Source organism: Pseudoalteromonas sp. 2CM32C, assembly GCF_023161925.1.
Taxonomy (GTDB): Bacteria; Pseudomonadota; Gammaproteobacteria; order Enterobacterales; family Alteromonadaceae; genus Pseudoalteromonas; species Pseudoalteromonas marina.
Window position 1 is genome coordinate 1 of record NZ_JALNTI010000013.1, and the last position, 11,899, is coordinate 11,899.

The following is an 11,899-nucleotide window of genomic DNA, read 5'->3' on the forward strand; positions in this document are numbered from 1 at the left end:
GCATTTGCTATGTGAAAGTAGGACATTACCAGGCTTCAAATTGTAGAAAGCCGCTTCAGAAATGAAGCGGCTTTTTTACGTCTGCAGAAAAGTAATATTCACATTCCATTCTCTAAAGCGTAGCGTCTCTTAAGCAAAGCGCCTCTTTGTGAAAAGTGTTTTGGCTATTCAATACACTGGCCTATGGTAGGTAACATTTCACTGTGACTCTCTACCGCTGAGGGCACCATGACATTAACAGGCTCAAATAATAGAGACCTGTTACAGCAGTGTGACGGTTTTTTACTTTCTTGGATAAAATAAAGAACTAAACTAATATCATCTCCATCAAAAATGCCAACCAACGTAAGGTTAAGTCAATTCTATCCCGTGTCTAGATCATAAACTTTTTACCTTTGACTACTGAGTTTTGTGATCTACTTTATTCTTTACATCTCTTCTCATTTTGTTGCAATTTCATTCTTGGCTTACTAAGTGACCTGTGTAAGACTAGCTGTGTTAATTTAGTAAATCAGGTGACATGAATGTCGAATAGTAAAGTTTGGAAACTTATAAGCCTGTTTTGTTTGTTTACGGTGCTTATGGGTTGTCAATCTAAAGAAGAGCAGCTACAACAAACAATTCAAGAGTCTATAAAAAAAGCGGATGCTGAGCTATCACAGCTAGGTAGTGCGCTAGATAATGGCAGTATACGCAATGCTGTGTTACTTAAAGAGTATGGTGCGCTTTTAAAAAAACAACAGCCAGAGCTTTCAAATGTTGTTGATGTAATTACTTTAGATGCTTCGCGCCAAGGTGCACTTTATAGTGGTTTATTACAGCGACTTAAAGAGACTAAAAGTACTTACTTAATCCCCCCTTACGAAGATACGTTGCACAGCATCGATCTTTTACGTGAAGCTGCAAAACCTTCACTGTTCTCTGACGCTTTAACTGATCCAATCAATATGCTTGCTGATATGTCAAAAGGATCCCTAGCTCGCGTTGGTGCTATTAGCCAACAAGCCGAGGGTGAAGGGGTAGGTAACCAGATGGTGGGTAATCCCAACTACGGTAACTGGCAAACAAATAGCAGTGGCATCAGTTTTTGGCAATGGTACGGCATGTACCGTATTTTAGGGGATGTATTTGACAGGGTTGAATACGGAAGCTGGAGTAAACGCCGTAAGTACAGCTATTACAACGATTATGGTCGTTATCGCTACTCAAGCCCTAAACAAATTAAAACACAAAGCGCGCTAGAGACACGTACACGTCAAACATATCAACGCCAAGGTAAGCAGTTCACAAGCCCGTATGCGAGTAAAAAGACTGGTGCATCAGGGTTAAGTCGAAGTAGCTATACACCGCCTAAGAGTCGCAGCAGTTACTCACGTTCAAGTAGCTATAGCAATAGCTCTGGTTCAGTTCGTGACAGTGGAAGCAGAACCTCTCGTGGCGTGAGCCGTGGTAAGTAAAGAATAAAGTTGGAGTTAGAATAATATGTATGAATTTAATGGAATAACTACGTGGTCGCTGCAAGCTTTAGCGATAGACTTTGCAATAATTGTGCTGCTATTTGTTAGCCTTAAATATATAAAAGGCTGGGTTTCAAATTTACATGCCAATGACGAAATAACAGAGCGTGATAATTTTGCCTTTGGTATTAGTTTTGCCGCTGGTTTGGTTGCGCTGGCTATCGTATTAACCGGTGTAAGCAGTGGTGCATTTGCTGCAACGCTTCAGCAAGAAGCACTGCAAATGCTTGGCTATGGTGCGCTTGCCATTGTGTTAATTAAGCTTGGTCACTTTTTTCAAGACAAAGTTGCACTGCGTAAAGTGAGCCTACATGATGAAATTGTTAAAGGTAATGTGACTGCTTCTATCATTGATTTTGGCCATGTAGTGAGTGTGGCAATTGTCATTCGTTCAGCACTGCTATGGGTAGCTACAGAGGGATGGCATGGTTTACCGATTGTCATTGCTGCCTTTGTTATTGGTAGCATCGTGCTGTTATTTGTGAGCCAGTACCGAGTTATGTTATTTAAACGCACAAATAAAAATGGTGACTGTCTTCAACAAGCTATTATTGATGATAACTTAGCTGTTGGTATTCGTTACGCTGGTTATTTAGTGGGTAGTGCATTAGCAATCACAGCGGCAACAGGTGTTGCACCGTATGCTGCAGATAATATTAATGCTAGCCTATTATATTGGGCTGTTAGTGCAGTAGTGAGCCTAGTTGCGTTTATTATTTTACACTTAGTGACCATTAAAATAATTTTATCGGGTTGTGATATTTCTGATGAAGTTAATCGTCAAAAAAATGTGGGTGTAGCAGCTATTTCTGCCGCTGTATCGTTTGCCGTAGGCATCACAATGGCAACCTTATTAGGCGCATAATTCGTGTCATCAACAACTCAAAGCCCAAGTAAGTCTCGCTTACTTGGGCACGATATATTACTTATCACTGTTATGGCTGTGCTCGCTGGGTGCGGCCTTATTTATGAGTACCTACTCTCTCACTATGCCGGCCGAGTACTAGGCTCTGTTGAAAGTGCTATTTACGCCATGATTGGCACCATGATAGTAGCTATGGGGCTAGGGGCTTTTTTAGCGCGTTGGTTTAAAGATGCGTTCACTGCATTTGCTTGGCTAGAAAGCATTATAGCTTTGATTGGCATGGGCTGTATTTTGGCCATAGCAAGCGTGATTGCAGTTAGTTATTCGCTTCCTCATTTGTTCTCGAGCATTTTTAACCTGCCACCTGACGTTGTACTTAATGGCTATGTATTTCAAAAGTTACAAGAATGGTCACGCTTTTTACCTTATGTATTTGGCTTAGTATTAGGACTGTTTATTGGTATGGAAATACCGCTTATAGCGCGTATTCGCCAACATGTGTACGGGCGGTTTTTAGAAAACAATGCAGGAACTATTTATGGTGCAGACTACATTGGGGCAGGTATTGGCGCAGCAATTTGGGTAAGCATAATGTTGGCTATGCCTATCATGCAAGCTGCTGCATGGACCGCTTTATTTAATATTATTGCAGGGCTTGCTTTTTTATGGCGCTACCATGCCCATGTTCGCTTTGCTAAAGCTTTGTTGGTTTGCCATATTTTACTACTTGTGCTGTTTGGCTTTATTTTAGTGCTCGGCAGCAGTTGGATGAACAGCCTAAGCAACGTCTTATATAAAGATAAAGTTATTTATTCTCAAGCGACTAAATATCAGCATGTTGTATTAACAGAACGACTTAGCAAAAATCAACCGCAACCTATTACCGACCTATACTTAAATGGCCGCTTACAGTTCTCAAGTGTTGATGAACAAATATATCATTCAATGCTAGTTTATCCGGCTATGCTTGCCTCTAACCGCCATGATAAGGTGCTAATTATTGGCGGGGGTGACGGTTTAGCATTAAGGGATGTACTAAAGTGGTCGGTAAACGAAGTCACTTTAATTGATTTAGACGGACAGTTACTTAACCTATTTGGCCACGAAGACGATAAGTTTAGCCCGCCCAAAGCCATCACGCAGCGATTAATAAACCTCAATAACGACTCAATGAAAGACCCCAAAGCTAACATAATTGTGGGTGATGCTTTTTTAGAGGTTGAGAAATTACTCGATCAAAACAAACAGTTTGACACTGTTATTATTGATTTACCTGATCCGAATCATCCTGATCTAAATAAGTTATACAGCGATTATTTTTATAATCATGTACGCCAATTACTTGCTCCTGATGGGGCTATGGCTGTGCAATCAACGTCGCCATATCATGCAAAAAAGGCGTTTCTGAGTATAGCTAAAACTGTTAAGGCTGCCGGGTTTGATTACGTGGAGCAATACCAACAAAATATTCCATCGTTTGGTCAGTGGGGGTGGACAATTGCTACCAAAATGGGTCAACCAGCCAGTGCACGAATAAATAATATAGGCGAAATGCCGGTATCGTCACGATGGATAAGTAAAAAATATTTACTAGCAAGTTTTGTATTCCCTAATCAGTATTTTGAACAAATAAATAATATTGAAGTCAATAGGTTAGGTTCTGGGCAGCTTTATGATTATTACCGTTCAGCATGGCAAATAGAGAGTGAATTGTATAAAAACTAACAAAACATGGTTGACATAATATGTCTACCGTGCGAATCTTAACTCAGACATAATATGTCAAACAACAAAAAGGCAGAGACATGGAATTAAACGAACTTTCAATAAAATTAGCTTCTTTTGAAACTGAAGGCGCTAACTTTGAGTCTTTCTTGATTGCCAATCCAGGTGAGCAAGATGTTTTACAAGTCATTGTTGATGGAAATGATGAACTTCCAATTTTTGTTACGCAAACTCAAGAGCAGTTGTTATGTATTAGCTACTTGTTTGGCGAAGACGAAGTGAAAAGTGAATTACGCAACGAGTTAAACGAAACATTGTTACGTTTAAACGTGCCAATTCCACTAAGTGCATTTGCTAAAATCGATAATAAATACGCGATTTTTGGTGCACTGTCGGTAAACTCATCATTAGATGATGTTACCCACGAACTAGTGACATTAGCTGACAACGCGATTGATGCACTAGAAGCCGTGACCTTGTATTTAAACGATTAGTAACTAGTTAGTGGAGTTAAGATTATGAGTATTTTAAAAAAATTATTTACAGCAGTACGTGGCGGCGCGCGTGAAGCGGGCGAAGCAATTGTAGATGCAAATGGTATCCGTATTTTTGAACAAGAAATCGCTGATGCACAAAATGCACTTCACCGTGCTAAAAAAAGCCTGACCGAAGTAATGGCTAAAGAAATGCAAACTAAGCGAAAAATTAGCGCTGTAGATGCATCAATTGCTGAACACGAAGCGTATGCAGGCCAAGCACTTGAAAAAGGTAACGAAGCCTTAGCATTAGAAATTGCAGAAAAAATTGGTGACTTTGAAGCTGAAAAAGCTGAAAACGAGCAAGTATTAGCAGGTTTTAGCAACCACATTGTAACGCTTAAGCAGCAAGTTAAAGACGCTGAAAAGTCGATTAAAGAAAATCAACGTCAGCTTACTATGGTTAAAACCACAGAAAGCGTACAGCAAGCAACAATGGCTGTTAACAGCACGCTTAATACGAATAGCTCTTCGATGACCTCAGCTCGACAATCACTAGAGCGTATTAAACAGCGTCAACAAGACCGTAGCGATCAGTTAGGTGCTGCAAAAGAGCTTGAGTCAGAAGTTAATGGCGACGATTTAAAAGCGAAAATGGCTGAAGCAGGCATTGGCGATACAAGTCCAAAAAGTGCCGATATTTTAGCGCGCATTAAAGCCAAGCAAAACGGCTAATAGTTCGTACATTTACAATAAAAGGTAATTAAGCGTCGCTTAGTTACCTTTTTTGCTTAAGGGATGCTTTATTATGTTTAATTTTTTCAAATCTAAAAAAGAGCCAGAACGTCAGCTTAACCATGCAAGTGAGCTTAAAAAAGGTGACATGTTTACCGTTATAGATTCGTTTGCTTATCCGTCGTGGTTAAAAGGACAAACATTGCGTGTTATTGATGTGCAAACTTATCAATATCAGCACAGTAGTGATACTGAGTTTGTGCTTGAGACAAACAGTGGTCAAGTTGTGTTTTTACAAATAGCACAAGAAGACGGCGAGCAATGGGCTAATTTTTCTATAAAAGTTCAACGAGATGAAGTAGACGATATTTTCACATTAGATGAATTTGCTCGTATTTTTGATGAAGAGTCGTTAACGCATATTGCAGTTAAAAATACTCCTGAGCGTTTTATGCAGTTTTTGGCTAAAAGTTACCAACAAACTGAATCGCCGTTTGTTTGTTATTTTCATAATAAAGACTTTCGTGGTCAAAGCCTACCTCGCTATGAGCAAGACGGTGGCGAGCCTTGTGAAATGATATGTTTAGAATCGCCTGATGAAGGGCATAGTCTAAATATTGAAATTTGGGATGGCGGCGAAACCGAAGTGTCATTAACACTTACGCGTCCAATTACCGATATAGTGGATTTATTTCCTGGAGACGCGAAGTGAGTGATGCTAAAGATAAGTGGTTGCGCCAAGAGCAAGCTGTACGTGCAACACAAATGGCATTTGATTTGAGTAGCGATGTTCAAAAGCAAATAAAAAAGCAAGCAATTGACCAAGAGCTCACGCCATCCGATATGATCCGCAAAATACTTGGCTTAGATGTTAAGTCTAAAAAGACTCGACAGCGCTTATCGTTCAATTTGAATGATGATGAGATAGCGCAACTAGCGAGCCGCTTTGATGTACCAAGCGAAGATAAGCGCGCGGTAAAGCAACAAGTAGCAGAGCTTTTAATTGCGCATACTAAAAAAGCTAAGTAGTTGACCTAAATCCTGGCTTATAAAAGTATGTTAAGTAGTTATTTTAGCTAAATAATAAGATTAAATGGATCGGTACTTCAATGTACTTTTAAATTTTTTATCAAAAGCTAATGAATTGAAAAGCAGTGCTTTTGCGTTCTTTGTATTAAGCCCTTACACTAAAGGTAACAACTATAAAGAAGTACTGCTTTGAATATTATACTGATTACTTACCTAATTATTTTTGCTTTATTTGGTACTGCAGCAAGTTATTTTGTGCGTTTTATATATGCATACTGGGTACTAAAAACCATGCCAATGAAGTACATACTAAAAGCAGGGATATGTGTGCTGCTAGTCGTGGTTATTTCAGCGCTTATTCCGTACTTAAGTCAATAACGCTGAAATAGTACTTAATACTTTATTTATTACTTAATATCTATTGATTGGCATTGCTGGTTAATACACAGCGATTGTACTTCAATAACCGGTAAGCAATCGGTTAGTGATTGTTGCTCATTTTGATTTTTTTCTTGTTCGGTGATTTGCTTTGCAATGCTTTCTGCTTGCTCTTGAGGGGTATTTAGCGTTGAATAAACAGCATATTTGCTCGGCCCGCCACATGCTCGCGCCCCTACTTCAAGTACCTTACACTGAAAGCTTGCTGTACAGCCATTGTTATCAACAATATTGGCAAGTTGGCTATTTAAAGCCGACAAGCTCTGCCCTTGATCGCTATTTACAGATGCTGTTGTTGAGCAACCGCTGAGTAAAAAAATGCTAGCAGCAACACTAAAAATTGATAATTTAACTGTCAATGTCAAACCACTCATATTGTTATCCTTAAAATACACTTACCGCTGAGCCTTCAAGTTTAACACATTTATTTTCAACACACTGAGTGCTTGGTGTTGTTAAATGCTGGCAAATACTCATCATTCCTTTTTGCGCATTAAAATTACTTTCAAGCTCGGTGATTGTTTTGCTCAGTGTTTTTACTTGCTCGTCTTTTGCTGTTTTGGTTGAATAAACTTCAAAGCTACTAGGGCCACCACAGGCGCGACTACCTACTGCAATAACTTTACATTGCATACTTGTATCGCAGCTGGTGTCAGCAATAAGCGTGTTTAATTGGGTTTTAGCTGTCGTAATATCTTCAACCGATACCGCTTTAACACTTGAGTTTGAAAGTTCCTCAACATCACTTTTTGTTTGAGTGGTTTCTTTTAGTGTTTGTTGTTGTGGTTTTATTACTTCAGCAGTGGTTACTGATTCTTTTTCTGCTGGTGTTTTATCTAAACACGCACTTAAACAAAGGGGTAAAACAAGAGCTAATAATACAGGGCGCATAAGATACCTTGATAGTGATGAATAATTCATCACTATCATACACGGTGCATTTTTTACGGCAATAAAAACTCTATAATCAAGTAATTAAAGCCGTATTTAAGGCTTTTTAAAAACTACAAGCCACCTTGTGTGAGCTTAGTCGGGTTGAGCAGTTTTTCGAGCTCTTCACGTGGTAAGTCAGTTTCTTGTTCGGCAACATCAATAATAGGGCGGGCTTCTTTATAGGCTTGCTTGGCTATTTTGGCTGCTTTTTCGTAACCGATCACCGGATTAAGTGCAGTCACTAAAATAGGGTTTTTGGCAAGAGCGCGGTCAATGTTAGCTTGATTTACGATAAATGTGGCTATGGCTTTTTCTGCCAAAGCTTTGGCGCTGTTTGTTAGTAGCTCTATGCTTTGCAAAATATTATAGGCAATAACGGGCAGCATAACATTTAGTTCAAAGTTACCAGATTGACCAGCAACGGTAATTGTAGCGTCGTTACCAATCACTTGTGCGCTAACCATCGCAGCCGCTTCTGGAATGACTGGGTTTACTTTACCCGGCATAATAGATGAGCCAGGTTGTAGGGCTTCAAGTTCTATTTCGCCTAAACCTGCAAGAGGGCCTGAGTTCATCCAGCGTAAGTCGTTCGCTATTTTCATTTGTGCTACAGCGAGTACTTTTAACTGCCCAGACAGTGCAACAATGGCATCTTGTGAACCAATATTATAAAAAAAGTTTTTGCTTGGCGAAAACTGGATCCCCACATTTTTAGTTAGGTTAGTGCAAAATAAGTCTGCAAACTTTGGGTCGGCATTAATACCTGTACCAACAGCTGTACCACCTTGAGCAAGCTCACACACTGGCTCTAAGCTATGGCGAATGCCTGAGGCTGCTTTGTTTACTTGCGATTGCCATGCATTAAGGGTTTGCTCGAATGTAACAGGCATCGCGTCCATTAAGTGAGTGCGACCTGTTTTAACAATAGCGCCTACCTCGCTCTTTTTATTTTCTAAATGTTGCGAAAGGTTTTCAAGAGCTGGCAGTAATGCTTGTTTAACGGCTAGGGCACTACTTAGTGCAATAGCCGTAGGGACTACATCGTTTGAGCTTTGGCCCATGTTTACATCATCATTAGGATGTACAAGCTCCAGTTGAGTACTGGCAAGTGTTGCTATTACTTCATTGGCGTTCATATTAGAACTAGTTCCTGAACCGGTTTGAAACACATCAACAGGAAACTGATCATGATGCTTACCATCAATAATCGCTTGGCAAGCATGCTCTATTGCAGTTGCCTTGGTTTTATTTATAAGCCCTAGCTCACAGTTACTTTGTGCTGCAGCTTGTTTTATATATGCCAGTGCCTTTATAAATTGTGCTGGCATAGTGAGGGCGCTAATAGCAAAGTTATTAACAGCGCGCTGTGTTTGTGCTTGATATAAAGCGTTAACAGGTACTTTTAATTCGCCCATACTGTCTGATTCTATTCTAAAGTTGCTCATTAATGTGCTCCTTAAAAAGGGTTGAATTCGTGACTAAGAATACGAGCTTCACGCTCAAGTAATAAAAATTTAGCACGGCTATTGTGGCTTATGTAGAAACGCTTTAATGCAAGTAATGGTTTGTGTAGCTGGTGTAGGCATTGTTTGCGAATTGCATTATGAGTAAGAGGATCGCACATTTTATTTATAATTTCATGGTGTGTGCGTCTTAGGTAATACTCCTCAAGTAGCGGATTATCAAGTTGTTCAAAGTTTTTAGCTACGTTGAGAGCTGCGTCTATATAATGAGCGACAAGCATTGGGGCATGCAGACCTGGCCTTTTGCAATTAAATGCAAGAGTATGTTGATAGTTATGTAAGGCGTGATTTGAAGACATAAAAAAACCGACTCAACTAATGATAATAGTTATCATTACATTTAATCGGTTTCAGTGTAAATAGTTATTATAAAAATTATTTACGGCGTGTATTTTAATTATATCCGAGAATAAATATCTGGTCTGTTTCATGTTTAGTGATCGCCTTTTGATTATGTTTTGGATGAGAAAGTAAATCAATTACTGTTGCTCTCATATCAAGGGTTTCACTGTGATCATCGGTACTTTTTTCGGTTATAGCTACTGCTGCATCAACAGCGGTATAGGGAGGCATATGCATAATTTTATCCTTTTGTGATTAGTTAATTAACCCTTAAATGGGTCAATTATGTTGCTGCATAATACATACCAATCAAGCCAGCTACATCTAACTACATGATTATATTTAACTTAATAAATAAATCATAATTAGTCACGACAACATATTGCAAATTTGCTTTACTATTGTGCAAACATCCACAATTTTGGTGCACGCAATGACAAAGCCATTTTCACAAGCATGTGAAAACAATAAAGGGCCAATTTTAGAGCATTTAAACTGCGCGTTAAAAAACGTTAAAACAGTATTAGAAGTTGGTTCTGGAACAGGTCAGCACAGTGTGTTTTTTGCTGAAAAATTACCTTATCTACAATGGCATACAAGTGATCGTGTCATTAATCATGAAGGTATTAGGCTATGGCATAGTGAAGTGAATTTAGCTAATTTACATGCCCCTATTGAGCTTGATTTAAACCAGCCATGGCCTATCGAAAAAGTAGATGCTATATATACTGCGAATACATTTCATATTGTAAGTTGGTTATTAGTTGAACGTTTTTTTGACGGGGTTAAACGTCACTTAAATGATGAGGGGATTGTGTGTATTTATGGTCCTTTTAAGTACAAAGGCGAATACACTAGCCAAAGTAATCAAGAGTTTTGCGCCTTTTTAACTGAGCGAGATCCTTTAAGTGGTATAAGAGACTTTGAAGCTGTTTTATTATTGGCCAAGCAAGCAGGGCTTTCGCTTATGAGCGATCATGCTATGCCTGCTAATAACCAGTTACTCGTTTTTAAACGGCAATAACGATGTGCACTGTGCTTTGTAAAGTGCAATATGCTGGCGTTCTCGAAACAGGTAATCTTCAATTGCACTGCTAAAGTCATTGTTAACAATATGGTGGGCTGAAAAAGTAGTAACGGGTTCAAACCCTCTGGCTATTTTATGCTCCCCTTGTGCACCTGAATGAAAGCAGTCGAGTTTATGTTTAATAGCAAATTCTATCCCTTGGTAATAACATAGCTCAAAGTGAAGTGCGTCAATATTTTCGCTTGCCCCCCAGTACCTGCCGTAAAGTGTGTTTTCACCAATTAAACTGAGTGTTGCAGCGATGACTTGACCGTCTTTTTTGGCAAGCATAATAACCAGCTGCGATGCCATAAGTGCATGCAAAAGGGTAAAAAATTCACTGTTTAGATAGCCTAAATGTCCTGAGCGTTTTAAATAGGTGCGCTGATAAAATTCGCAAAACAGCTGCATTATTTCAGGTGTGATATCTGAACCCTGTAGCCACTCAGTAGTAATATTTTGATGTGTTATTTTAGCGCGTTCTTTTTTTAGCGATCTACGTTTACGCGAGTTTAGCGTTGTTAAAAAGTCGTCAAAAGTATCAAACCCTTTATTAAACCATTGAAATTGAACGCCCTCTCTGAGCATCGCTTGCTGCTTAGTGAGTAACGTTGCTTGTGTTTGGTCGCAAAAGTTTATATGCCAGCCAGACCATCCTTGCTCAATGCTGTGTGTGCAGAGTTGCTCTGTAATATAGTTGTATACGACGGTGTGGTTTGTGTGATGAATGGCAATACGTTTACCTTCAATTGGGCTAAATGGCACGCCTGATAGCCATTTGGGATAGTAATGCAAACCATTTTTTTCGTATGCTTCAGCCCATGCCCAGTCAAATACATACTCACCATAAGAATGGCTTTTTACATAACCAGGTGCAAGCGCTATTAAGTTACTCCCTTCATATACAGCTAAATGATAGGGCTGCCAGCCACTTTGCTGTGTTACACATTGGCTTTGCTCTAAGGCGTATAAAAAGGCATGTTGAGTAAAAGGTTCATCACCAAAAAAAGCATGCCATTGCGCTTGGTCTATTTCATTAATATTTTTAAACCATCGATGAGAAAAGCTTTTCATGATGCCGACCTTGTAAATATTGCGCGCTTAATTGTGCGCTCTAATTTGTAATTTTATTGGCACTTATTTTACTTCTAAGCTTCAATTTATTTTTTCAGAGCTTTTAATACTCACGTATTAAAGTGATTTTTTACGATTCGATTAGGCTAATTGTGTTATTAAACACCACGAGTGAC

The 11,899-nt window shown here is 39.2% G+C and carries 15 protein-coding genes; 9 read left to right on the top strand and 6 right to left on the bottom strand.

The annotated features are described in order from the left end of the window. The first annotated feature begins 524 nt into the window (after positions 1-524). The 8 genes from MTF67_RS17140 (at position 525) to MTF67_RS17175 (ending at position 6,725) form a co-directional block, all read left to right on the top strand. Complete coding sequence (locus MTF67_RS17140; protein ID WP_006793815.1) at positions 525-1,457, top strand: CHAD domain-containing protein; 933 nt, start codon at positions 525-527, stop codon at positions 1,455-1,457. Positions 1,458-1,482: 25 nt separating this feature from the next. Beyond that, positions 1,483-2,382: a DUF350 domain-containing protein gene (locus MTF67_RS17145; RefSeq protein WP_008128289.1), complete on the top strand. Its 900-nt coding sequence runs from the start codon at positions 1,483-1,485 to the stop codon at positions 2,380-2,382. A 3-nt stretch (positions 2,383-2,385) separates the two neighbouring features. Continuing rightward, on the top strand, positions 2,386-4,107 hold the full coding sequence (locus MTF67_RS17150) for a polyamine aminopropyltransferase (protein ID WP_248520235.1): 1,722 nt from the start codon (positions 2,386-2,388) through the stop codon (positions 4,105-4,107). A gap of 80 nt (positions 4,108-4,187) precedes the next feature. After that, positions 4,188-4,601 (top strand): DUF2170 family protein, encoded by a 414-nt coding sequence (locus MTF67_RS17155; protein ID WP_006793818.1) that lies wholly within the window; start codon positions 4,188-4,190, stop codon positions 4,599-4,601. Between the two features lie 24 nt (positions 4,602-4,625). Next, complete coding sequence (locus tag MTF67_RS17160) at positions 4,626-5,318, top strand: PspA/IM30 family protein (protein WP_006793819.1); 693 nt, start codon at positions 4,626-4,628, stop codon at positions 5,316-5,318. 73 nt (positions 5,319-5,391) lie between these two features. Then, complete coding sequence (locus MTF67_RS17165) at positions 5,392-6,030, top strand: DUF4178 domain-containing protein (protein ID WP_006793820.1); 639 nt, start codon at positions 5,392-5,394, stop codon at positions 6,028-6,030. Next, the gene (locus tag MTF67_RS17170) at positions 6,027-6,347 is read left to right on the top strand and encodes a hypothetical protein (protein WP_006793821.1); all 321 of its coding nucleotides are present in this window, start codon (positions 6,027-6,029) and stop codon (positions 6,345-6,347) included. The genes MTF67_RS17165 and MTF67_RS17170 overlap by 4 nt, the downstream gene beginning before the upstream one ends. Positions 6,348-6,536: 189 nt before the next feature. After that, positions 6,537-6,725, top strand: coding sequence for a hypothetical protein (locus MTF67_RS17175; RefSeq protein ID WP_006793823.1), 189 nt, complete (start codon positions 6,537-6,539; stop codon positions 6,723-6,725). 29 nt (positions 6,726-6,754) lie between these two features. Here MTF67_RS17175 and MTF67_RS17180 read toward each other — a convergent pair whose 3' ends face one another. The 5 genes from MTF67_RS17180 to MTF67_RS17200 all read right to left on the bottom strand — a co-directional run bounded on the left by MTF67_RS17180 (position 6,755) and on the right by MTF67_RS17200 (position 9,820). After that, positions 6,755-7,159, bottom strand: a complete 405-nt coding sequence (locus tag MTF67_RS17180; protein ID WP_006793824.1) for a hypothetical protein — start codon at positions 7,157-7,159, stop codon at positions 6,755-6,757. A 10-nt stretch (positions 7,160-7,169) separates the two neighbouring features. Further along, positions 7,170-7,676, bottom strand: a complete 507-nt coding sequence (locus tag MTF67_RS17185) for a hypothetical protein (RefSeq protein WP_010558104.1) — start codon at positions 7,674-7,676, stop codon at positions 7,170-7,172. Between the two features lie 113 nt (positions 7,677-7,789). Continuing rightward, positions 7,790-9,163: a class II fumarate hydratase gene (locus MTF67_RS17190; RefSeq protein ID WP_248520237.1), complete on the bottom strand. Its 1,374-nt coding sequence runs from the start codon at positions 9,161-9,163 to the stop codon at positions 7,790-7,792. Positions 9,164-9,174: 11 nt separating this feature from the next. Then, positions 9,175-9,540 carry a hypothetical protein gene (locus MTF67_RS17195; RefSeq protein ID WP_248520239.1) on the bottom strand — a complete coding sequence of 122 codons (366 nt, stop codon included), beginning with the start codon at positions 9,538-9,540 and terminating at the stop codon, positions 9,175-9,177. A gap of 94 nt (positions 9,541-9,634) precedes the next feature. Further along, positions 9,635-9,820, bottom strand: coding sequence for a hypothetical protein (locus MTF67_RS17200; protein ID WP_010558102.1), 186 nt, complete (start codon positions 9,818-9,820; stop codon positions 9,635-9,637). A 196-nt stretch (positions 9,821-10,016) separates the two neighbouring features. Between MTF67_RS17200 and MTF67_RS17205 the strand changes: the two genes are divergently transcribed. After that, on the top strand, positions 10,017-10,607 hold the full coding sequence (locus MTF67_RS17205; RefSeq protein ID WP_248520240.1) for a DUF938 domain-containing protein: 591 nt from the start codon (positions 10,017-10,019) through the stop codon (positions 10,605-10,607). Here MTF67_RS17205 and MTF67_RS17210 read toward each other — a convergent pair. After that, complete coding sequence (locus tag MTF67_RS17210; RefSeq protein WP_248520241.1) at positions 10,584-11,723, bottom strand: GNAT family N-acetyltransferase; 1,140 nt, start codon at positions 11,721-11,723, stop codon at positions 10,584-10,586. The genes MTF67_RS17205 and MTF67_RS17210 overlap by 24 nt on opposite strands. Between the last annotated feature and the right edge of the window lie 176 nt (positions 11,724-11,899).